19 protein-coding genes are annotated in these 22,297 nt (G+C 41.6%); 10 read left to right on the forward strand and 9 right to left on the reverse strand.

Annotated features, from left to right (window positions below):
* Window positions 1–141 precede the first annotated feature (141 nt).
* On the forward strand, window positions 142–1,626 hold the full coding sequence (locus NSTC745_RS11730) for a sensor histidine kinase (protein ID WP_445637288.1): 1,485 nt from the start codon (window positions 142–144) through the stop codon (window positions 1,624–1,626).
* 500 nt (window positions 1,627–2,126) lie between these two features.
* Complete coding sequence (locus NSTC745_RS11735) at window positions 2,127–2,921, forward strand: hypothetical protein (RefSeq protein ID WP_445637289.1); 795 nt, start codon at window positions 2,127–2,129, stop codon at window positions 2,919–2,921.
* 87 nt (window positions 2,922–3,008) lie between these two features.
* Here NSTC745_RS11735 and NSTC745_RS11740 read toward each other — a convergent pair whose 3' ends face one another.
* Both NSTC745_RS11740 and NSTC745_RS11745 read right to left on the reverse strand, forming a co-directional pair.
* Entirely contained in the window at window positions 3,009–4,085 is a 1,077-nt protein-coding gene (locus NSTC745_RS11740; RefSeq protein WP_445637290.1) for a tetratricopeptide repeat protein, read from the reverse strand.
* A gap of 96 nt (window positions 4,086–4,181) precedes the next feature.
* Complete coding sequence (locus tag NSTC745_RS11745) at window positions 4,182–4,811, reverse strand: sigma-70 family RNA polymerase sigma factor (RefSeq protein ID WP_445637291.1); 630 nt, start codon at window positions 4,809–4,811, stop codon at window positions 4,182–4,184.
* Window positions 4,812–5,010: 199 nt separating this feature from the next.
* Between NSTC745_RS11745 and NSTC745_RS11750 the strand changes: the two genes are divergently transcribed.
* Together NSTC745_RS11750 and NSTC745_RS11755 are read left to right on the forward strand one after the other, a co-directional pair.
* Window positions 5,011–5,607, forward strand: a complete 597-nt coding sequence (locus tag NSTC745_RS11750; RefSeq protein WP_096541419.1) for a glyoxalase-like domain protein — start codon at window positions 5,011–5,013, stop codon at window positions 5,605–5,607.
* A 469-nt stretch (window positions 5,608–6,076) separates the two neighbouring features.
* Window positions 6,077–7,438, forward strand: coding sequence for an alkaline phosphatase PhoX (locus tag NSTC745_RS11755; protein ID WP_445637292.1), 1,362 nt, complete (start codon window positions 6,077–6,079; stop codon window positions 7,436–7,438).
* A gap of 287 nt (window positions 7,439–7,725) precedes the next feature.
* Here the strand turns inward: NSTC745_RS11755 and NSTC745_RS11760 are convergent, their stop codons facing one another.
* From NSTC745_RS11760 to lysS, 4 genes are all read right to left on the reverse strand, one after another.
* Window positions 7,726–11,739 carry a CHAT domain-containing protein gene (locus NSTC745_RS11760; protein ID WP_445637293.1) on the reverse strand — a complete coding sequence of 1,338 codons (4,014 nt, stop codon included), beginning with the start codon at window positions 11,737–11,739 and terminating at the stop codon, window positions 7,726–7,728.
* An 87-nt stretch (window positions 11,740–11,826) separates the two neighbouring features.
* On the reverse strand, window positions 11,827–12,288 hold the full coding sequence (locus NSTC745_RS11765) for a hypothetical protein (RefSeq protein WP_445637294.1): 462 nt from the start codon (window positions 12,286–12,288) through the stop codon (window positions 11,827–11,829).
* 60 nt (window positions 12,289–12,348) lie between these two features.
* A complete protein-coding gene (locus NSTC745_RS11770) occupies window positions 12,349–13,041 on the reverse strand; it encodes a hypothetical protein (RefSeq protein WP_445637295.1) in 693 nt (230 codons plus the stop codon).
* A gap of 135 nt (window positions 13,042–13,176) precedes the next feature.
* Window positions 13,177–14,706, reverse strand: coding sequence for a lysine--tRNA ligase (lysS, locus tag NSTC745_RS11775; protein ID WP_445637296.1), 1,530 nt, complete (start codon window positions 14,704–14,706; stop codon window positions 13,177–13,179).
* A 63-nt stretch (window positions 14,707–14,769) separates the two neighbouring features.
* Here lysS and NSTC745_RS11780 point away from each other — a divergent pair, with 63 nt between their 5' ends.
* Together NSTC745_RS11780 and NSTC745_RS11785 are read left to right on the forward strand one after the other, a co-directional pair.
* Window positions 14,770–14,991, forward strand: a complete 222-nt coding sequence (locus NSTC745_RS11780; RefSeq protein ID WP_445637297.1) for a hypothetical protein — start codon at window positions 14,770–14,772, stop codon at window positions 14,989–14,991.
* On the forward strand, window positions 14,985–15,365 hold the full coding sequence (locus NSTC745_RS11785) for a Uma2 family endonuclease (RefSeq protein WP_445638584.1): 381 nt from the start codon (window positions 14,985–14,987) through the stop codon (window positions 15,363–15,365). The genes NSTC745_RS11780 and NSTC745_RS11785 overlap by 7 nt, the downstream gene beginning before the upstream one ends.
* 40 nt (window positions 15,366–15,405) lie before the next feature.
* On the opposite strand, the gene NSTC745_RS11790 is transcribed toward NSTC745_RS11785, so the two are convergent.
* Window positions 15,406–15,834: a hypothetical protein gene (locus tag NSTC745_RS11790; protein ID WP_445637298.1), complete on the reverse strand. Its 429-nt coding sequence runs from the start codon at window positions 15,832–15,834 to the stop codon at window positions 15,406–15,408.
* A gap of 194 nt (window positions 15,835–16,028) precedes the next feature.
* On the reverse strand, window positions 16,029–17,000 hold the full coding sequence (locus tag NSTC745_RS11795) for a M48 family metallopeptidase (protein ID WP_445637299.1): 972 nt from the start codon (window positions 16,998–17,000) through the stop codon (window positions 16,029–16,031).
* 372 nt (window positions 17,001–17,372) lie between these two features.
* Between NSTC745_RS11795 and NSTC745_RS11800 the strand changes: the two genes are divergently transcribed.
* Genes NSTC745_RS11800 through NSTC745_RS11810 form a run of 3 tightly spaced genes read left to right on the forward strand, consistent with a single transcriptional unit; the run spans window position 17,373 to window position 19,401 of the window.
* On the forward strand, window positions 17,373–18,947 hold the full coding sequence (locus tag NSTC745_RS11800) for a helicase C-terminal domain-containing protein (protein WP_445637300.1): 1,575 nt from the start codon (window positions 17,373–17,375) through the stop codon (window positions 18,945–18,947).
* Window positions 18,948–18,964: 17 nt separating this feature from the next.
* Complete coding sequence (locus tag NSTC745_RS11805) at window positions 18,965–19,165, forward strand: hypothetical protein (protein ID WP_445637301.1); 201 nt, start codon at window positions 18,965–18,967, stop codon at window positions 19,163–19,165.
* A gap of 20 nt (window positions 19,166–19,185) precedes the next feature.
* Window positions 19,186–19,401: a DUF2839 domain-containing protein gene (locus NSTC745_RS11810; protein WP_445637302.1), complete on the forward strand. Its 216-nt coding sequence runs from the start codon at window positions 19,186–19,188 to the stop codon at window positions 19,399–19,401.
* A gap of 343 nt (window positions 19,402–19,744) precedes the next feature.
* Here NSTC745_RS11810 and NSTC745_RS11815 read toward each other — a convergent pair whose 3' ends face one another.
* Window positions 19,745–20,053 carry an RNA recognition motif domain-containing protein gene (locus tag NSTC745_RS11815; protein ID WP_096541447.1) on the reverse strand — a complete coding sequence of 103 codons (309 nt, stop codon included), beginning with the start codon at window positions 20,051–20,053 and terminating at the stop codon, window positions 19,745–19,747.
* Window positions 20,054–20,808: 755 nt separating this feature from the next.
* On the opposite strand from NSTC745_RS11815, the gene NSTC745_RS11820 reads away from it, so the two are divergent.
* A complete protein-coding gene (locus NSTC745_RS11820) occupies window positions 20,809–22,275 on the forward strand; it encodes an efflux RND transporter periplasmic adaptor subunit (protein WP_445637303.1) in 1,467 nt (488 codons plus the stop codon).
* Window positions 22,276–22,297 lie beyond the last annotated feature (22 nt).

A 22,297-nucleotide genomic window follows, 5' to 3' on the forward strand; every position in this document is an offset into this window, starting at 1 on the left:
GATTTACCGCAACAAGAGTGTAATTCTTGAGCAAAAATTCAACCTCAGCAAAATCACCAAAACTCAACTTTTGAGCTATTTTTTAGCCGTATAAATACGTAATATGAAGATATTTAAGTCAAAAAAATGGAGTAAAAAAACATGTTTCAGGCTACTCGGCGCCGTCTGGCTATTTGGTACACTACGGTGACTGCTGTATTACTACTACTGTTTGCAAGCGGCGTTTATTTATACGTCCGTAGTACACTGATTGAGCGAATTGACGATACCCTTAACCATGTAGTGGAAATAGTAGAGCGATGTTTAACAACAAACCCATGTGCATCTAGACTCATAGTTGAGCCAGCCAATTCCAGCGCTGATAAATTTCTGATGAATGTAGAGGCGAGTTTTCCTGAGAATGGTAACAGCGTAGAAGATGACCACATCGACCTAGAATGGTTTAACCCCACTGGTGAATTAATTTGGTCAACGCTATCTGAACCCTTAGATATTCCCATTCATGCCAACCGCACAGGTGAAACCGTCCGCGTTGTCAAAAAAGAGAAACAAAAAGATGGAGATGATAAATTTTCCACTCCCTACTTCCCACTCCCCACTCCCCACTCCCCACTTTTATTGCGACAAGTCACACAACGAGTGGAAGTCGGACGGCAAGTATTAGGATATCTGCGTGTTAGCCATCCTTGGTTTGAAGTTACTAAGCCCAGTCGCCAATTAATTTTTGATTTGGGGTTGGGTATTGGATTAATGCTAGTTTCTGTGGCAGCAAGTGGCTGGTTTCTTTCGGGTAAAGCTATGGAACCAGTAGGTGAATCTTATCAACGTCTCAAACAATTTACTGCTGATGCTTCTCATGAACTGAGAAGTCCCATCACTTTGATTCAAACCAATGTGCAAGTTGCTCTTGCTGACTTGGAGTTAGCAGAGGCAGAAACTACTGCTTCTATGCAGTATCGGCAACAGTTAAAGATGGTGGAACGGTTAACGCAGCGTTTAGGTAGGTTAGTTAATGATTTACTCTTCCTTGCAAGGCAAGATAGTGGTATCAGCAAAGATGTCTTTGCGCCTTGTCCTTTGGATGCTTTGCTAATGGAAGTTCTTGAAGAACAACAACTATTATTTCCAGAAAAAAAAATTGCTTTAACTTTAGATTTAGTCGATCCTCCCGCTTCGGAAACTAGCCCGGAATTACTAGAAAATTGGTTTACCCTTGTGGGCAATTGGGATCAATTGGTGCGACTGTTCACAAATTTGATTGCCAATGCCTTGCATTACACACCGGCAGGTGGACGGGTGAAAGTAGAATTAGCGCGGATAGAGGGAATAAATCGCGTTTCTGGACGACGTTACACTGGCAGCCAGCTGCAAGTTAAAGTTAGTGACACCGGAGTTGGAATTCCACCGGAGGCGCTACCGCGCTTGTTTGACCGCTTTTATCGGGTAGACCCAGCACGCACTCATAGCACTGGGAATAAAGCTACAGCCAGCGTTACAGGTTCAGGATTGGGATTAGCGATCGCTGCTGCTATTGTCGAACATCACCAGGGTCATATTCAAGTTGAAAGCACCCAAGGCATTGGCACTACTTTCGCTGTAACTTTACCAATAACTCTTGAGTCTTAAATTCTCAATTCCATAATTTGCTTTGATTTTGAACTTTTTGTCTAGTAGTAAGTGAGGAATCTAACTTTTCGAGTTGATGGCAAGTTTTTTGAGGCTATCACAGAGGAGTCTTATATTGTTTCTCGTGGCAGATGTAAAGGCTTAATTTTTTTGCTATGAAAAAACAAACTAACTAATACAAAATTTTCTGCAATCAAAAAAAATAATTAGAGTCTGTAGACTTATTGAACGCTCCAGCTTTTCAGTCTTCAGAAGTAAATATCACGTGTAAATATATGCGATCTACAAGTCTATAGTTAGATGTACAACTTTTAAATAATCGTTAATTTAAGAATGTAATTTAGAACTCAAAATTCACAATTTAGAGTCCTTAAATAACAAGGTTTATATACCTAATGAATATACTAATATCACAAAAATGTTGGCGAATTTTGAGTTCTAAGTTTTTTACATTTAAAATTTTTCAAAATCAGACAATCAAAGTATTTCAGGAGTGAATAATGGTTAATAATTCTCCAATTTTTCGTAAATCTGCTGAATTTTTAGGCGCTATTTGCGGAGGCCTACTAATTACCTTGCCAGCGATTCCTCACGCAGTGGCACAACAATCTACTCCAGGTGTTAACCCTTGTCCTAGTATTTTCTACGAAGAACCACATAACTCTCGCGTTGTGGTACCCCAAGGATGTCCTCCAAATGCGCTAACTCAAAGATTAGCAGCACAAGGACTTCTTCCCGTCTCTGCGACTCCATCACCAGACCAAGTAAGATTAGGTGTCGGTGGTGAAGAACCTCCAGTACCATCACAACCAGGTGCTATTCCACCAGGCCCAGTTCCCCCAACTCAGGGGCAAGTACCTCCTACCTCACCACAACCAGGTGCTATTCCACCAGGCCCAGTTCCCCCAACTCAGGGGCAAGTACTTCCTACATCACCACAACCAGGTGCTACGCTACCAGTAGAACCAGCACAAACCCCGAACACTACGATTGCACTCACAAATAGTAGAGTTGATATCAGGTTGGTCAATGATACTGCGGCTAATGTAACTTACCAAGTCATCGGGGATACGGCACCGCGATTGCTAAGAGGTAAATCCAGTGTCACACTCCAACGCGTAACCGTACCCGTAACAGTAACATTCCAACGGGAAGATGGCGGACAAGTAACTGTAACTCCACAAACCTCATCAGAAGCAGGAACTTTAGAAGTTACATTTAACGAAACCGCCGATGCATCTCAAGGCAGAAGTGCTTTGAGGATTGAACAAAACGGTTCAGTGTTCTTTAATTAAAAAAGAATTCAGAATTCAGGATTGAGAACGCAATCAGTGGGGGATTTAGACCCGCCACTGATGGCCAATCTAAAATCCAAAATTGCTTTACCGCTTGAGCATTTGAGTCAGCTTGTCCAGCAATATTACTTCTTGTTTGCTGTCTTCTAATTTTCGCGCCAGTATAATCGCTCTTTCGTAAAAATTACGAGCAGTTGGGTAGTTACCTAACTGCTCGTATAACTGAGCATAGGATTCAAAAGATTTTAATTCTTCTCGCACATTTTGTAATTCTTTGGCGAGTATTAAACGCTCCTGTAATAATTCAAAAGCGCGTTCGTGGCGACCGGCAGCACTGTGAGCTTTCACTAAACCATCAATTGCTCGTAATTCGTTAGTGCGATCGCGGTTAATTTTAGCAATCTGCATTGCTGCACCATAAGTGCCAATGGTATCTTGATAATTTCCCGATGCTAAATAAGCTTCACCTAAATTATTTAAAGTATTTGCTTCACCGATGGCATCGCCACTTTGACGCCGAAAAATTAAAGCATTTTCATATAATTTAATTGCTTTGTTGTAATCTCCCAACCTCGCTGCCACTAATCCCAAATTACTCAGAGATAGTCCTTGACCTTCAATATTTTTGACATTCTGAGCAATTGTAAATGCCTCTTGGGCAGTTTTTCCAGCAGCTACAAATTCTCCTTCTTGGAGTAAAAATGTCGCAATATTATTCAAGACAAAAATCTGAGATTGAAAATCTTTAGTATCACGAGCGATCGCTAAACCTCTTCGTAAAGCATCTTCGGCTTCTTTTGAACTACCAAGCTGGATATAAGCCTTAGCAAGCAAATTATAAGCCAACCCCTGAGCTTTCAGGTCGCCTATTAAGTGATATAGTTCTAGCGCCCGCAAGCAAGAGGTAATTGTTTTGTTGGCATATCCTGAGGCATATTGTTGTTCGCCGATACTCAGCAAACTGTCTGCTTCATCTCTTGATTCTCGCCCAACGGAACTATTTAAAGGACGGTGGAGTTGTTCGGTAATATCAACGGCACCCGCGGCTATGGGAGTCAGCAGAAAAGTAAACAATAAAAAGCCGTGCAAAAGTACTTGGCGCTGAAAAATCGCAGTTACATCAACGTTTACCTTGTGCCTGGGAAATACAAGCTGTTGTCTCATAAAACTTACCCATCAAATTGCAGGCTTAAGTAGAAGATCTAAAGTGAAGTTTTAAGTTTAATTTGAAGACAACTAATACTCGCATTTATACGTAAGCTAACCTTGAGCAAAATCTTCACCAAGATAAATAGCACGAATATCTGTGGGTAATTTGTCCTCTAGCATACGATAGCCTTCTTGGAAAAAATTGGCTACTTCGTTAGGAGCGATCGCTTCTCCTTCAGCTTGCAGATAAGCAGCAATTCTAGTGTCACTCCAATGAAAAGTTTGAGACATCAACACAATCAAGCGCAAAATTGGAGGTAATTGATCTAATGCTTGTTCTACATAGCACCACAACGGCGGCGAAGTTGCTTCCAGAGAATAGTGAATTGCTTCTGTGGGTGGTACTTTAATTTCGTTAATACAAAAAGCGGTCATGTTAATTAACCAATTTTGTATGGTTAAGGTTTCTTGACCTGATTCACCACGATTTAAATTTAATCCACCGAGTTCGTAGTAAATATGGCGCCAAGTGAGGGCAAACAGATAATCTGCTTGTACAGGCGATCGCGCCGAATGCCGAATTAAGGTATAGACTATGGGGCTATAGCGGCAAAAAATCACTGTAAAATACTTGCCAGCATCGGGATGCTGCTGAAACAGAGTCAGTAATTCATCGTCACTGTGATGAAACAGTGATTTAACCAGGGGGTGATTAGCTTCAGGAAAAGAAGGAATTTGCATCAGCCTTGAGATTGATAGTTGTTAAAAATAATTTTGGCAATTGCACTCTTGTAGTTAATCGCATAATATCTTGGTGTTGCTCAAGTTGTAGCCCCAGACTCAGACTAGTTAAATATTGATAAACTAAAAACAAGGACTTGATTTTAGTCTTAATCGACAATCATAAAAACCTCTCCCTTTATAGAATCCTTATTTGTTCATGGTTATAGCAGTTAGCGCGATATCGTTCCTTTTCAGTCCCCTTACTTTAGCCTCCTTTTTGCCCTCCCTGCCTTTGGATAGCCTCTTCTCCACCCAAGGGATCATGGTGATGCTGTTGGCGGCTTACGCTGGTGCCATGTGGATGTTCCTCACCAGTGCTCCAAAAGTACATACTGTGATGGTGTCCGATTTGGAGATTGCCCGACAGTTGTATGAAGGGCTGCTAGATTTACCAGCAGCTGAAGTGCCTTTGCACTACTACTACAACTACGAACAAACCATAGGTGCAACTGGAATCGATCCGCTGTATATGTCTACCTCACCGAGTTTGTCTAGCAAAACGATGAATAACGGCAGTGAAGGACTGTGGTATCAATTAAAGAAAAATACCCAGCTACACGTCATTACGGGTGCAAGTTTAGGTAGCAAAAATCAGCAACGTCACGTCTGCTTTGACCACGAATGTCTGGAAATGATTTTAATGCGAGTAGAAGTGCGCGGTTTAAAATTCAAGATTCGTAACAGCAAGCCCCTGAATTTTTTGGTCAAGGACTATGAAGGCCGGATTATTGAACTAGCTGAAGTAGCGAATTAGTTCTGAAAATTAATTTTAGATAATTTGAAATTGGGTGGGGCCATCGCTTCACCCAATATTTATTTTTGGATTTAGAATTTTGGTGCAGCATTACCGCAAGTTAAGTCAGTAGATAGATTAAATACAGTAGGCGATCGCTCACAATATTCAAAGGCTTTTTAAAATTTATTTAAAAATAATTAAATATGCAGTTCTTAGCTGTTCATATTTATATTCTTCATCGCTAAATTTTTGCCGCATAATAATTTCAACAATAATTAGTAATACTTAACACGAAAATTATACAAACTTATTCAATAATTCTTCAGCTAAATCCACCAACTAAATTTCATCAAATTCATCACTGATTTCGAGTTAAATACTTCTTGAATAACCCGGAGTTAAACCAGCCATTATCTAAGCTTAATCTGAGCCAAATAACTTTTCACTTGATCCGCTGGAATATCAAGAACAAAGACTAAGCAGAAGAATGGGATTTTCAAGACGCAGATTTCTTTCCATAGCTGGTGCTAGCGCAGCTGGTGTTTCAATGCTTTCGCCCTTGGAAGCTTTATATGCGAGGGCTGCTCGCGGTCAAGTTGCACGAGGAGTTGGTTATGGCCCCTTGGAAGCGAAACTGGCTGAAAATGCAGGTGAACTCGTTGGTGTTGCTTTTAATGGCGTTGAATTAAGCACAAACCCCGTATTGGAACTTCCTCCAGGTTTTAACTACACCGTAATTTCATATACAGGCCAACTCATGGATGATGGTAACAAAGTACCAAGTAATCATGATGGCATGGCTGCTTTTCCCAGCCCGAACAACACTACAATTCTGGTACGAAACCACGAGTTAAATCCGACTCCTAATGGTGCTTTTGCAAAACCCGAATTTGTATATGACCAAATTGGAGGAGGTACAACAACAATAGTTGTTGGCCCTGACCGTCGGGTAAGAAAACATTTTGTGTCTCTGGCGGGGACTATTCGTAACTGCGCTGGCGGGCCGACTCCTTGGCGTTCTTGGGTTAGCTGTGAAGAGACTCTGACTATTGCTGCCAAAAGGCATGGCTATAATTTTGAGGTTCCTGTAACATCTGAGATTAAGGTTGCCGACCCAGTGCCCCTGGTAGCAATGGGTCGCTTTAACCATGAGGCGCTCGCAGTCGATCCGGCAACTGGATGGGTATATCAAACTGAAGATGATGGAACTAGCTCCTTCTATCGCTTCGTTCCAAATGAATATGGCAACCTCCGAAGTGGTGGAACCCTTGAGGCGCTAGTCATTGACGGAATGTTTAGAGTGAATACTCGAACCAATTTCGCTCAATATAAAAACCAACCACTACCAGTCAGTTGGGTAAAAATAGGGAATGTCGATCCCGGCCCGAATGAAACTCCCGTGAAGACTCAAGCCCAAAATAATGGTGCGGCGATCTTCTCACGCGGTGAAGGTTGTTGGTATGGCAATGGCTTGGTCTACTTCACCTGTACCGATGGTGGCAATGCAAGACAAGGGCAAATTTTTGCTTATAACCCCACCGACGATACTATCACCCTAGTTGTGGAGTCTAGCGGTAGTGAGGAACTTAATGCTCCTGATAACGTTACCGTATCTCCCTTTGGAGACCTCTTTGTGTGTGAAGATGGTAGCGGTATAGAATACGTCCAAGGCGTTAACCAACGAGGTGAAGTGTATCGCTTCGCAGCAAACGCTATACCTGCTCCCTTTAATGGCAGTGAATTTGCTGGTGCTTGCTTCTCGCCAGATGGTAAAACATTGTTTGTCAATATCCAAAGTCCTGGAATTACCTGTGCTATTTGGGGCCCTTGGACACGTCGTCGCAGCTAAATTTCATGCCTCTTGTGAACTACAGAAACTAAATTTTAGTAGTCGAAGAATGAAATAAGATTAGGTACATAAATTTTTGGTTGATGTATTAGGGTCTGAGGTGTTGAAAGTTTTACTTATACCTTAGTTACATCAACAATCCGGCATCAAATCAAGATATTAAATGTCTTACAGTTATTGTTATTTATAACTGTAAGATTTTCCTATATGAATATTTGATTATGGCTTACGTGAGAAAATTGGTGATTTAAAGGTTAATTTACTGAGGCGATCGCCTGATTAATTATTTACCTTAAACCGTGGCAAATAAAAGCAGCCCAATAACGAGAATCTGAAAAGGGAAACTCTTCGGGTAAATTTTTGACTTTATCAATCTCCAGCGTCATACCAGCGTACTTTTTATATTCGCGATCGCATTCCAAATATTCTGCTGAACCAGGTGGATATTGTTTTCGCTTATTTCTCGCTTCTTTGCGCTTAAGTTCGACTTGTTGGGATATTTCTAGTAAATCTGCTTTTTTGAGTTGACGCAGTTTAATTTGGGCTTGCCGTAGTGCTTCAGGTCTACTGTTGCCATATTTACGGTAGTGGTAATAGAAGATAGAAAATAGTGATGTAGCTAGGTCATTTACTGACCACAAACTACTAACTACACTTTTAGCACCAGCACATAAAAAGCCAGTAGAAATCGTAAATATATCACCTGTGAGCAATTCAGGCACTCCCAGGCCAGTCTCACAACAAGCGAGAAACACATCACAAAGCTGAGACAGACGCCAGCTAGGAGTCATTAACTGCCCTAAAGTGATATTACCATCCCCCAATTTCAGCACCGATTCCAAGGGGCGATCGAGGCGAAATTGGGCGTGGTGACAACAGTGAAGTACCTGAACTTGTTTGGCTAGCTGTAGGTAGTTGCTGCAAGTGGCTTGACTGCTTCCTCTTAAACGCTGGCTTTCTGGAATGTTAAATATTTTGGCGATTTCTTCACCTTCAAAACTAGCCCAGGGTAGGTCATCTGTAGCATTTTCTACAATGCCGTAACTTAAATAGGTGTTTACTTCACCAGGCTTTTGACAAAATTCCAATATTTGACAGCTAGGAATGTAGCGAATAAGAAAGCGATCGCCTAAATATTGGTTATTTCCAATTGGTAATGCAGCAAAAGGAATTAGGTGCAAACCCAAGTAAGGTACTATAATTAATTCTTCAATTCCTTGGAGATGATTGGTAATTAATTCCTCTAATTGAAGCTTTTTTGCTACTTCATCTAAAACATAATTAATTATTTCTTTTTGTTCAATATCTTGCCGATGCCAATTAGACAAAATACAAATTTGTAAAGGCATCTGCTCGTATTCTGACACAGGTATAGTAATCAATTCTGCGGGATTTATTGGCTCTAGTTGCCCATTTTCTGCTCCTATCCAACCCTGTGCTTTTTTAAATCCCTGACCTGGAGAGGTATGACAAGAAAGTTCATTATGCCGCAGGACAAAAACATGAGTATCATTACTAGTTGTGTAAAAGCTGAGAATGGCTGTAGTCGGCTGCTGAATTAGTCGTTGCATACCGTAAAACTGTGGCGCAGTAACTTGTTTTTGGGCAGCGAGTAGGGGGTCTTTTTGACGGAGTAGTTGCCAAATTGACTGCTTTTGTTTTTCTAATTCAGCAATTCTTTTAGTGTAGGGTGCATAGGCAGCGCGATCGCTAGTTCTGCTAACTATTTGGATGTTTTCTGTGCCATCACCATCAATGCGATCGCGTTCTTGATTAATTATCTTTTGCAAGTAGTTGTAATGCTGCAATAACTCTTCAATTTCTTGGGGAATTTCTCCATCCTTAAAGTCATTATTTACCATCAATTCCACGAGGCTTTTCCCACGGGAACGCTCAACATATTCCAGTGCCTTACCCAACTCACCTTTGTTAATGCAGGCTTGCACCATATTTTCGTAGAGGTTACCGGCTTGTGGGAGTAAGCCTTGACGACTGGGTTCGGAAGCGATCCAAGTACGAAGTTGTTCATAGCCTTCAATTGCTGCTGCATAACCTTTGATCGCTATTTGCCAATCTCCAGATTTAAAAGCAATTTCGCCTAAATTTATGCCAGTGGTGAAGCAATTAACGGGAAAAGATAAGGGAGTAAAAATTTCTAATGCTGACTCAAAACATTCAATTGCCTGTGCGATCTGTTCTAGTTGAGTGTAAATCAGACCTAAATTTTTTTGGGTAGATGCCCACTTATTTGGGAAGGCATCATGGGTGTAGATTAGCAAGGCATTTTGAAAGCAGGTTATTGATTGTTGCAAATTTTCTTCCTGCTTACCCTTGATACGTTTGCGGTAATGGCTTCCTAAATTGTTTTGAATTTGTGCCCAATTTTCTGGAAATGCTTGCAAGGTGTATACCTGTAAGGCATTTCGATCGTGCTGAATCGCCATTTCCAAATTCTCTGCTTTATCCCCCAGTATGCGAATCGAATAAGCATATCCCAGGTTCAATTGAGTTGTAGCCCAATCTTTGGGAAAAGCTTGACGAGTACGAACTTCCAAAGCAGATTCAAAACAAGCGATCGCCATTTCTACGTTTTCTGCTTTCTCACCCCGTATGCGAAGATTATAGGTAATCCCTAAATTATTTAAGCTTTGGGCCCATTTTTCAGGCAAAGCTTCACACGTGCGAATTTGTAAGGCATTTTCAAAGCAAGTGATTGCCTTTTCCAGATTTTCTACAGGATCGCCTTGAATTAGGTCATTGTAAACAAGTCCCAAATTATTTTGAGTTTGCGCCCATTTTTCCGGAAAAGATTCGCGGGTGCGAACTTGCAAAGCATTTTGATAACAGGCGATCGCTCGATCGTAATTTTCTGCCTGTTGGCCGCGAATGCGCTTGGCGTAAGCATTTCCCAAATTATTTTGAGCTACAGCCCATTCCACTGGAAAGGCTTTGTATGTGTAAATTTCTAAAGCTTTTTGGTAGTAGACGATCGCTTGTTCTAAATTCTCTGCGCGATCGCCCCGAATGCGATTTTCGTAAGCAAGTCCCAAATTATTTTGAGCATTCGCCCAATAATCTGGGGCTGTCTTCAAAGTAAATACTGTTAATATTAGCTCGTAGACAGCAATAGCAATTTCTAAGTTAACAGCATGGTTCCCTAGAGGAAAATTCTGGATTGAACTACTCAGGTTCATTAAAAATTCTGCTACAGCCTCTTTATAAGATGGACTTTTTTGAGATAACGTCCGCTCCCACCAAGTTTTGATAAACTCAATCAAATCGTCAGTTAGTTTATCCAAGTTGTTTTGCAGTATGGGATAAACAAATTGCAGGTTACCTTGGCTGTCTTGAGTTGCTTGCAATAGCTCAATTAATAAATCTTCATACTGCTCGTAGTTTAGTCTTGCTGCAAAGCGTCGCAACGCATCAGCCCGACTCTCATCGCCTCGCTGTTCGATGGCATCTGCTACTTGTTCCATCATCTGTACCAAGTAACTATCGAGTAGTTCTTGGTGAGCGTTTAAGAGATTTCTATCTTCACCTTCAGCACAATTAATTAAGTCGTGGACAAGCTTGAGATAGGGAGACGGATTTTTTATTTCATCGGCTATCTGAGCAGCCAATGTTCGCAACCAATCAGGATGATAATCTCGTCCCTGTTCTTCCAATAAATCAGCAAACTCTTCCATCTTTCGTACCAAACCATAATTAAATAAGTCTGGACGAGAGTTAAGAAGTTGACGCTCTTGACCTTGGGGACAACGTAGTAAATTCTCAATATGTTTTATGTAAGGTAAACTGTTCCTACGAACCAATGCTTGACTTAGCTCAGTCATTAGATTTAATAAAAACTGATAAGCATTGGCACTACCTTGGCTTCTTAGCTCAACCGCTACTTCGCTCATCATTCTGACAAAACTGCCGTCAAGCAAGTTTGGGTGAGCCTGCAAAAGTTTTGATTCAGAACCACTCGGACAATCTAGTAGCGCTTTAATCAAAGCTAACTGAGCTTTTTTCCGTTTTTCATCAGTAATTTGTTTATTCTTGTTAAAAGTTTCTTCAAACTTAGCTGATGGCACGCCAATACTCATCTCAATGGCTGGAATGAGATTGATTAAAAAATTAGCCCCTTCCTGATTATCCAGTTTTACTAAAGAGAATGCCATCTGCTGCATTGTCTCTACTAAAACATTATCAATTAATTCTTGGTTAGCAGCTAAAATTTTGACTTCCTCATCTTTGGGGCAGCTGAGTAGTGCTTCGATAAGAGTGCCATAGGTTTGTTGGCATCTTTTATTCATGTTTAATTTTTCATAGTTAAATTCCCAAGTAATTTATAAAATTTACAAGAGTTAATTGAATATTAAGAATTAGTTACTTTTTATTTATTATTTCAACTCTGCCAACTTTTCTAAAAGTTCTTCTGCTAAATCAAGTAGTTCAATTTCATTGATTGCATTACTATTTTCACGGGTAGTTTCTAGATTTGTTACTTTACCAGCTAACAAATTTTTAATCGCCAAAATCTGGTCTTCTTCTGTGAATAAACTCAGACATTGTTCCAATTCTTCTATAATTTCTGGTATCGATTTATTCTGTAACTGTTCGCGTACCTTGACCGCCACTAAATCATCGCTTTCGAGAAAAGTCGTAAATATTTCTACATAACTACGTTCATCGTCGTCTTCTCCCCACTTTTCCAACCAATCTCCATCAACATCATCACTATACAAGTAAGCGGCATCAAGACCATGCTTGAGTATATTATCCTGTAATTTTTGAGCTTCTTCTACTGCTTCTAAAAATTTAGCTAATCTCTGTTGACGGTCATTTGGTATTTCATTAACCATGATGACTAAGTTTTGGTAAGGTAAGTTAATAGAAAAACAAGTAAATAAGTGACATATTAACTACAAGTTTAATTTCAGATAAATACCTATTTTCAGGTTGTCACTGTTATCTAGTACAATGTTAATTATCTGATTTATAAAATCAGTAATACTAGGATTATAGCTTAAAAATAATCCTCTCTCTATTTCCCAAAAAAGTAGAGTTTTGTGCCAATCTTCAAACTTCTCTTGATTAAATTTTGCCGAAATACTGGTAAGTTGGATACACAGTGGTTTTGTTTGGCTACTGCTAACAATTATATCAGTTGCCATAGACAAGTCTGCTATGTAGCGTTGCACCACAGTACCGCCAAAATTTTCAATACTACTGCTAATAGTGCCAATTAACTTGGCATCCTGTTGACTAAACTCCCCTGCCATCAGTTTTCGTTTCCAAATATAAAATTTGGGATCTTTTTGGTTTAGCCATTTAGGAAATAAGTAACCATACCAATATTTTAAAGTAGGTTTCAAGGCGTTCAAGGCTAATTGTTCTTCTTCATAAGGAAGGGATTTTAGTCTTAGCCAAACTATAGCATCTGCAATTATTTGTTGGAGAAATAAACTGACAAATGGTTTAGCCATCAGCGAACCAGGCTTGACATTTTTAACCCAGCGGTTTATTTCTTCTAACTTTTGCGCTAAATTGGAGTCGATTGTAGATGCTTCCTCAATGAGTGACTTTAGTCGATTTTTAATTTCGTTAGCTTGCAAGAAATACCAAACCTAAAAAATTAAGTTACATCCGTAAATTCTACGATGATTGTATGGCATTTTGCATAAAAAAAACCTGTAAAAATGCAAAATCTCACTTTTCTACAGGTTTTTTGATTATTCAATTTTGGCTTTTTACTGAGTCGCTGATTCTGGGGAGGATTCAGATTTTTCAGGCTTCAGTAGGGGGAAGGCAATTACATCCCGAATACTGGCAGAATCAGTTAGTAACATTACTAAGCGATCGATTCCAATTCCTAAACCACCAGTAGGCGGCATACCATATTCCAAAGCTGCTAAAAAGTCTTCGTCTACGCCCTGCGCCTCTAAATCGCCAGCAGCTTTTCTAGCAGCTTGCGCTTCTAAACGTTCTCTTTGGTCGATCGCATCGGTAAGTTCTGAGAAGCTATTGCCAGTTTCCCGCCCGACTATAAATAACTCAAATCTTTCCACCAAACTAGGTTGAGAACGGTGGGGTTTTGCTAAGGGCGAAATTTCTACAGGATAATCAATTACAAAGGTAGGCTGAATTAAATTGGCTTCTACCTTCTCTTCAAAAGCCAAATTTAGTAACTTACCAATTGATTGGGCTTCATCTACATCCGGAATTCCAGCATTTTTACTTGCTGTTTTTGCTTCTTCTAAAGTTTGGAAAGATTTGAAATCTAATCCTGTAACTTCTTTAACTAAATCGTGCATTGTCACTCGCCGCCAAGGTGGTGTTAAATCTATAGATTCACCTTGGTAGGTAATTTTTAGCGTGCCGAGTACCTCTTGGGCAACAGTGGTAATAATCCCTTCTGTTAGCGCCATCATATCGTTGTAATCGGCGTAGGCTTGGTAGATTTCAATAGTTGTAAATTCGGGATTGTGCCGAGTCGAAATTCCCTCATTGCGGAAAATTCGCCCTAATTCAAACACCTTTTCAAACCCACCCACAATTAACCGCTTTAGATGAAGTTCTGTGGCAATTCGCAGATACAACTCCATTTCTAAAGTGTTGTGGTAAGTGATAAACGGACGCGCATCTGCACCCCCAGCTTCACTTTGCAAAACAGGCGTTTCAATTTCTAGAAAATCCCGCTGTTCCAAATAGCGACGAATACCGGCTGTGATTTGGGCGCGACGGCGGAAAGTTTGCCGCACTTCGGGGTTAACAATCAAGTCAACGTAGCGCTGACGGTAGCGCTTGGCAACATCCGTTAATCCATGCCACTTGTCGGGTAGGGGCAACAGAGATTTTGTCAGGATGGTGTATTGTTTGACGTAGACAGATAACTCGCCCTTTTCAGTCCGTTTAATAGTACCTTTGGCTCCCAGGATGTCACCTGCATCTGTGAGTTGTTTCAAGTGATTGAACGCATCGGCATCAATATCTGCCATGCCTTCTTGGATACGATTTTTCTCTAAATAAAGCTGAATCGTGCCGGTTTCGTCTTGTAAGGTGAAAAAAGCCAATTTACCGAAAACCCGACGCGCCATAATGCGTCCGGCTATGGCAACTTCTAAATCAACTTCTTCGCCACTAGCTAAATCGGCAAATTGTTCTTGTAACTGCGCTGCGTGATGGGTGGATTCCCAACGATAGGCGTAGGGATTTGTGCCTAACTGCTTTAGCTGGTTTACTTTTTCCAGCCTCGCGGCACGGAGATCTTCTTCCGACATGGTAACGAACTAAATAGGGCAAGATTAATTATAGATGCTGCAAAAGTTGGGAGTAAGAGATATTTGTCCTTGAGAACGCAGGCGATCGCCAAACCAAATACAACGATCCAAACCAGAGTCCGTTTGTGGAATATAGATGAATATCACCGGATGCTTGAAACGGGTATTATCGCAGCCGATGAACGGGTGGAACTGATAGAAGGGCAAGTTATCCCTATGAGTTCAAAAATCCCCCACACGCAGCCACAACCCTATGTGCATCCGATCGTCTCAAGCCGCTGTTAGCAGAACTCGCCCTAGTTCGCGTACAAGATCCTATTCAATTAAGCCAATATTCGGAACCCGAACCAGACATTGCCGTTGTCCGAATTGATGCGCGAAAATATATCGATCGCCATCCCGCACCGAATGAAATTTTTTTACTCGTTGAAGTGGCGGATACAACATTAGAAACAGATCGCAAACAAAAAGCGCCTTTATATGCTAAAGCAGGAATTATTGACTACTGGATTTTAGATGTGAATCAGCGTCAGGTTTTTGTCTTCCGCGAACCTGGCTTAGAAGCCTACAATCTAGAGTTTATTTTGCAAGAGGATGCAACGTTATCCTTAATTGCATTTCCAGAAATTGAAATTCAGATTGGTAAATTATTTCCATAAGTGTGGCGATCGCAAACATTTTACTCTACAAATCAAACCTTTATTTTTGATTTACTTTTAGCGAATACCGAGATAAAATCGCCTTCATTTTCAAGTTAGTAAACTTCAGTATTGCGTCCACTAATTCTTGCTGCTCTGGTTGTAAATTGAGTTTTTTTAGGGCTTGATTCATATCATTACCAGCCCGCAGATTGCGAGCAATTTGGGCACGCTGAGATAAATTTAATACTGCCTGAATTTCTTTATTTCTTCTCTGACGTATACCCTGGATTTGTTGGCGTTGTTGGGGAGTCAGGTTAATCTCTGAAATCGAAGTAAAATCGCTGGCAGCTTTGGTAGTTTTGGGGACAATAATACTAAAATTAGTATTCATTTTAACGGGCGCAGCTAAGGCAATTCCCGGCATGAAGAGAATAAAAGCAAGGATATTAGCTAACACAAAAAGCCGTTTTTTCAAGTGAATTGCCATATGGAAAAATGCCTAATTTAATGCTCAGATATGGGCTGGGGATTGGGCATAGGGCATAGGGCATGGGGCATTGAAAATGGGAAAAGGGGAAGGGGTAAGGGGGAAAGGGGAAAGATTAAATTTATTCCTTTTCCCTTTAACCTTTTCCCTTTAACCTTTTCCCCTGCCCCCTTGCTCCCCACTCTCTAGTCCTTTTACGAATTATTATCAGGCCTTTTCATTCTGTTAATTTCGCGTTGTAATTCTTCAATTTGACGGCGCAAAGCTTCTTTTTCATTTTCGGAAGAATCTGCGGGGACATTTACAGCTCCGGAGGCGGGCGATCGCTGATAGTTTCCTCGGCGAATTTGCTGATATTCTTCTGATACTGCCCACTGTTGTAAGTAATGCAAGCGCTCCACAGGAAAAGGATGAGTCATCATTGCACCTTGAAACCCAGTGTACATTAAGAATTTATACACTTGATTGAGTCCATCTTCATCTAGTGCTTGATAATTTTCAGACTGCTTAATAAATTCTTGTAAACTGCATTCATTGGCATATTTGATACTACCGCCCGTGACTTTCATCATCGTAGTCATTACAGGATTTAAATCATCCATTACTAATAAAGCGGCGCGATCTGAGGATAACTCGGCTTTGCGTCGCCATTCGTAAAAAGCAAGCAACAAACCTTGACTGACGAAATTACCAATGCCAAAGGTTAATTCACCAACTGTAGAAGCGAGACTCCTCACCCATATCGCCATTTGAATTAAAATAGTATGACCACATTTAATGTGCCCCAGTTCATGGGCTAGCACCGCCCTAATTTCGACTTCGTTTAGTAAGTCTAATGTACCTGTATTTATGACTATGTAAGGATGCTCTTGTCCAAGTGCGTAACTATTAGCTTGGGAATTTTGCTCAACAAACAGTGTGGGTTCTGGATAAATGTCCAAATCTCGCACGCATTCCCGAAAAATCTGGTAAATGGTGGAATATTGACGCGGCCCGACTTGGATGGTGTTGCCCATTAAATAAACTAACTGAGGGCGTTCAGCGAAAAATTCCACAAATTTACGGGCTAAAAAATCAAATCCTGGTAAATTACGTAAAGCTTGCTCAGCTTGGGTATCCAGGGGATGCCTAAAGGCTTCGCTGGAAATTCCTGTGTAGGTTGGCATAATTAGGTAATTGGTGATTGGTCATTAGTAGAGACGCGATTAATCGCGTCTGTACAATAGTCATTAGTCATTAGTCATTAGTCATTAGTTTTAGACAAAGAACAAATGACTAAGCCGAAAGTTAAAAGCTAAGGCTTCCTCTGATATTCAGACGCCAGTTGCTATCCTACGGTAACCCTAACAGCGAACAAGCTCAAAGGCCTGTGGAACGCAGTGGCTCAACGCCAGTTCCTTTAAGCGGGGGAACCCCACCAACGAACTGCCTAGACTTTGTAACAGAGGACAAATGACAAATGATAAATGACAAAGGACAACATAATAGAAATTGGGGCTTTATTGGTAAAAGTCACTTTGTTATGGGATTAAAAGCGTGTGATTGAGGCAGAAGTTCATTTGTCACTACATAACTTTTTGCGATCGCAAGCGGGGTTCCCTTCCTGGCCCCATCATTTGACGATGGCACGGTTGGTAGCACGCGCCTTGCGCCTGGAACGTAGCGCCCTCATTCAAGTGGGGGCTGTTTGTGGCTATCAAGGACGATATCGTACCAGTTTCGTAGCATCAGCCCTGATGTGGCATGGCCCTGTAATTATTGTTGCTCAAGAAGCAGTGCAACAACTTCTGTTGCGGGTGGAAATTCCGCGGCTACAGCAGTGGCTACCAGCCAACAAACCGATTAGAACAGGTGACGCTTGGCCTGATGCCCAGTTCCAAGGGCTACTGTTGACCTCCCCAGAAGCTTGGTTAAAAGGACAGTTAGCTGATGGCGATCGCTTTCCCCCAGGTATTCCTACAATTATTGATGGTGTAGACGATCTCGAAGATTGGGTTCGTCATCAGCTCGCCCAAGAAATTCAACCCCATGATTGGGATCGACTCATGCTAGCTTGCCCAAACCAAGCTGAAGCAATTCGCGAAGCACGGATACAACTGACACACGAACTTTTTCAGCATCCTGCTAATCCCTATGAGTGCTATCTCATCTCTGGACTAGAAATAGACATTTTAAACCGTCTTTATTCTACTTTAGACCTCAGTAATCTCCCAGATAATTGGAAACATTTCTGGCAAGAATTTCAATTGCTCAACGAAAATCTTTCCTCCCCTGCCCCCCCTGCCTCCCCTGCTTCCCCTGCCCTCTTCTGGGCGACTATTGCCCGTCGCCAAGGTTTATTTTCTTTACACTACGCCCCAATGGAATTAGGGAAAATACTTTCCCCCATTTGGCAGCGACAACCAGTGGTTTTAATTGGCAGTGCTATAGAACCAGAAACAGAGGCTCCCCTTTTCCGCGAGCGTTTGGGTTTGGAAGACGTAACTTGCCTGAAATTTTCTTCTGAAAGTCAAGCCGAAGCAATTCAACTCTATGTACCCTATAAGTTACCCCTACCTAATACACCAGAATTTCAAGCGGCATTTATTCACAAAGTCCGCACGCTGGTTTGTCTGAGTGCTACAGCACCAGGATTAACCGTGATTTTGGTTGGCGATGTCCCACTCAAGTCCCAAGTCGGGACAATTTTGGCGTCAGAATTTGGTTCGCGGGTACAGGTAGAAAAAACTTGTTTAGATGAAAATGGTATTTTGGTGAGCGGTTGGGAATTTTGGCGAGAACATCAGCGAGTCTTGCCTGCACCCCAGCTGTTAATTATTGCGACTTTGCCGCTACCATCTTTGGAAAATCCTCTAGTAGCTGGTAGGGTAGCTCGTTATAAGCGATCGCATCAAGATTGGTTCCGTTTATATTTATTACCAACCGCCTTGAATGAATTACAACGAGCCATCGCTCCAGTGCGAGAAAGTCAAGGTATTGTCGCTTTACTTGATAGTCGTGTAGTTAACCGCAGCTACGGCGCCCAAATTCTCTCAGCTTTAAGCCCCTTGGCACGCATTAACTATCTCGATCCCAGTCTATTTTCCAATACAAATGAGGAAAATTCGGCATAAGGATTGGGCATTGGGCATTGGGCAAGCAGCAGGTGTGGGAAGTGTGGGAGGTGTGTGAGGATGGGGCAAGCTCATTAGGTGTGGGAGGATGGGGAAGAAATCTTTCCCCCCACACTCCCCACACTTCTCTACCTCCCCATCTCCCTCATCCCCATGCCCCATGCCCAATATTAATTGTCCATAACCACAATTCCTGGCAAGATAAAGTTAGAGCTTAAGTTGATTTCAGTTCCTAATTATGGGTGAAGCAAAACGTCGGAAAACTGCACTAGGGGAAACATACGGTCAAGAAGCTCGCATCTTACCCTCGATTCCCATCACGAAAAGTCAAGCTCAATTATTTGTCACTTGGACTACTCGCGGTGCTTGGATAGGCATTGGTATCATGGTTGCAGCATGGCTAACGATTCGTTTTATCGGCCCTGCTTTTGGTTGGTGGCAAGTAGTTGCTTAATAATTATTGAGCGTTTTGAACACCAGCTAAAATTAATGCGATCGCCTCTTGAGAGTGTTGCTCTAACATTGCAGCACTCAAAAGTACCTTGTCTTGGGGATAATGCTGAGCATTTCCTATACCAAATTTCTAATTGAGCAACAGACTTGTCATATTATGTCCGGTAAAAGACTTATCGCAGGCAACAAGCGACGGGCTTAAAAATCTTTTTTTTATATCAGGATTTTACGCTCGATCTATGTCCTCAGGTAGTTGGCGATCGCTATATTTTCTATGCAAAAAGCTCAAGCATTGCTGCCTGAGCTTTTACTAGATTAAATTAACTTACTGCTGTCTAATTGCTTTAGTAACGATTGCGGTTGTAACCACCACCGCCACGGTTACCACCACCGAAAGAACCACCTCTGTCTTCTCTGGGCTTGGCTTTATTTACTTTCAAGTCACGACCCAGCCATTCAGCACCGTCAAGAGCTTCAATGGCAGCTGCTTCTTCAGCATCTGAACTCATTTCCACAAAACCAAAGCCGCGCAAGCGACCTGTTTCACGGTCAGTAGGCAACTGAACGCGCTTTACAGAACCATATTCTGCAAAAACAGCACTCAGAGCTTCTTGTGTAACTTCATAAGAGAGGTTACCTACGTAAATTGACATGAAATATCTCCAAAATCATAAAGTATGCAGAGATTTAGATTTCGGAGAGAAGTCTGTAATACCACAAGGAAAAAGCCTGTCAATACTAAGAACAAACACTGTCGCCGAATTAATTCTCATTTCACTACCCATAATGACACAATAGTCAACCTTCTGGGGAAAAGTTTGAAAAATTTTTATAAAAATTTATATTTACTTGTTCAGTAACCCTGTGGAGGTAGAGGAGCAGAGAGCGAGTAATAACTTCTCTATTAAAAATTAACAGCCAATAGTCAGCACTCCCAATACCCAATAAATAAATGTTTACTTTTCTGAATTGAATTGATAAACTACCAAAAATCCGCGTATCTTACGTACAATAGGATAATTATCTTAAAATAAGGAAAATTTAATACCGCCATGTTTAAACATGGAAAAAAGAGTTTCATGTCTTGTGGTAAAGCCAGTTTTCTCCTATGGGTAGATTACAGAAAACTAAAAAATATTTATACTAAGTTTATAATTGATTAGCTGCAAGAAGATTGTCTACCTCTGCATAAGAAGTAGAGCGGTGAGAATTTTGGGACTTTTATGGGAAAACAGTAATTTTCTGAAAACAGAGATTTTCTGTTAACAGCTTATTCGTTCTCGCCGTTTTTTATTAAAAATATCTCTCAGAATTACTTGGGAAAACACGGCTGTTTAATCCCGAAAGCTCCCCATAGGAGAAAACTAGATGATTTTGGACATAAACTAAGCCGCACACACAGGTGAAAATGAAGGATTCTGTAACCAATACCCAGCTAATTAATATCGAGTTAAATTCAGTTGCAAAAACTGAGGTAGCGATACGTGCAGCGGTCTGCGACTACGCAGATGTCAAAAGCAAACTTCTGGCAAAAAGCAGTTATGCAAAACGTGGAAAGGGGGAAAAATATTTTTTTGCCTCTACTCCTTTGAAAAGTTTTTTAATACCCTGTTTGGTTGGTATAGGCCTGCTAACAGCAAGTTGTGGATCGCTACCTAAGGAATCAGCTGAGGCACAATCTCAGAGTCCTGGCGGACGGGCACGGGGTGGGGGTGCAACACCTGTAGATGTGGCGATCGCGCGAACAGATTTATTGCAAACACAACCAGAATATACAGGTAATACAGTACCCTTCCGGATTGTGTCACTGCGATCGCAGGTTGAAGCGCGGTTGTTGGCTTTGAACCTAGATGTGGGCGATAGAGTTAACCAAGGCCAGACTGTGGGGCAATTAGATGACGCCCTGTTACTAACAGCCTACAAACAAGCAGAAGCCGAACTTGCAGCCCTAAAATCAGAAGTAGTCAGGGCAACTACTCAAGTAAGTAATGCCCGTGCAGACGTGGAACGGGCGAGGCTAGAAGTAGTGCAAGCCCAGGCAGATTCACAACGCCAGCAAAAACTATTCCAAGCAGGAGCGATCGCTCAACAAACTGCTGAACAAGCGCGTACCCAGGCACAAACAGCTGCCCAGGCATTGCGGGCGGCTCAAGAGCAAGTCCGTACAGAACAGCAAGCCGTCGCCGCCGCTCAAGGCAGAGTATTAGCCCAACAGGCCTTAGTTGCAGAAGCCAAAGAACGCAGATCTTACGCTCGGCTGACATCCCCCATTACTGGCGTAGTTACAGAAAAAGTCACAGAACCAGGCAATCTTTTGCAAGCAGGTAGTGAAGTCTTAAAAATTGGCGACTTTAACCGCGTGAAAGTTGTCGTCCAAGTTTCGGAATTAGAACTAGCACAAATTCAGCTTGGACAATCCGTAAAAGTCCGTTTAGATGCTTTCCCCAGTGAAACATTAATTGGCAGAGTGACGCGGATTTCTCCAGCTGCTGATGCCACAGCTCGTTTGATTCCCGTAGAAGTAGTAATTCCCAACAGCGATGGGAAAATTGGTAGCGGACTACTGGCACGAGTCAATTTTGAAACTCAAATGGCGCAACGGGTAGTAGTGCCGCAAACAGCCATTCAGAAACAGGCACGGGGGCAGAAAAGCAACACAGACACGCAAAACAAAACTGGAACCTTATTTGTTGTCAGTGATGCAGAAGGCAAAGCAAAAGTAGCGGCGCGTGCTGTCACCTTAGGGAAAAGAGCTGATAGCAAAGTGGAAATTCTGTCTGGCTTGCAACCGGGGGAACGCTATGTTGTTCGTAGTGGTAAGCCGTTAAAAGAAGGTGACACTGTAAGTCTCTCAATTCTTTCAGAAAAACAATAGTAGGGTGAGCAATACACCATAC

Source organism: Nostoc sp. DSM 114161, from assembly GCF_052692665.1.

Excerpts from the sequence above, each read along its gene's own strand:
- NSTC745_RS11730 (WP_445637288.1), top strand. The coding sequence starts at position 142 with ATGTTTCAGGCTACTCGGCGCCGTCTGGCTATTTGGTACACTACGGTG.
- NSTC745_RS11735 (WP_445637289.1), top strand. The coding sequence starts at position 2,127 with ATGGTTAATAATTCTCCAATTTTTCGTAAATCTGCTGAATTTTTAGGC.
- NSTC745_RS11740 (WP_445637290.1), bottom strand. The coding sequence starts at position 4,085 with ATGAGACAACAGCTTGTATTTCCCAGGCACAAGGTAAACGTTGATGTA.
- NSTC745_RS11745 (WP_445637291.1), bottom strand. The coding sequence starts at position 4,811 with ATGCAAATTCCTTCTTTTCCTGAAGCTAATCACCCCCTGGTTAAATCA.
- NSTC745_RS11750 (WP_096541419.1), top strand. The coding sequence starts at position 5,011 with ATGGTTATAGCAGTTAGCGCGATATCGTTCCTTTTCAGTCCCCTTACT.
- NSTC745_RS11755 (WP_445637292.1), top strand. The coding sequence starts at position 6,077 with ATGGGATTTTCAAGACGCAGATTTCTTTCCATAGCTGGTGCTAGCGCA.
- NSTC745_RS11760 (WP_445637293.1), bottom strand. The coding sequence starts at position 11,739 with ATGAATAAAAGATGCCAACAAACCTATGGCACTCTTATCGAAGCACTA.
- NSTC745_RS11765 (WP_445637294.1), bottom strand. The coding sequence starts at position 12,288 with ATGGTTAATGAAATACCAAATGACCGTCAACAGAGATTAGCTAAATTT.
- lysS (WP_445637296.1), bottom strand. The coding sequence starts at position 14,706 with ATGTCGGAAGAAGATCTCCGTGCCGCGAGGCTGGAAAAAGTAAACCAG.
- NSTC745_RS11790 (WP_445637298.1), bottom strand. The coding sequence starts at position 15,834 with ATGGCAATTCACTTGAAAAAACGGCTTTTTGTGTTAGCTAATATCCTT.
- NSTC745_RS11795 (WP_445637299.1), bottom strand. The coding sequence starts at position 17,000 with ATGCCAACCTACACAGGAATTTCCAGCGAAGCCTTTAGGCATCCCCTG.
- NSTC745_RS11810 (WP_445637302.1), top strand. The coding sequence starts at position 19,186 with ATGGGTGAAGCAAAACGTCGGAAAACTGCACTAGGGGAAACATACGGT.
- NSTC745_RS11815 (WP_096541447.1), bottom strand. The coding sequence starts at position 20,053 with ATGTCAATTTACGTAGGTAACCTCTCTTATGAAGTTACACAAGAAGCT.
- NSTC745_RS11820 (WP_445637303.1), top strand. The coding sequence starts at position 20,809 with ATGAAGGATTCTGTAACCAATACCCAGCTAATTAATATCGAGTTAAAT.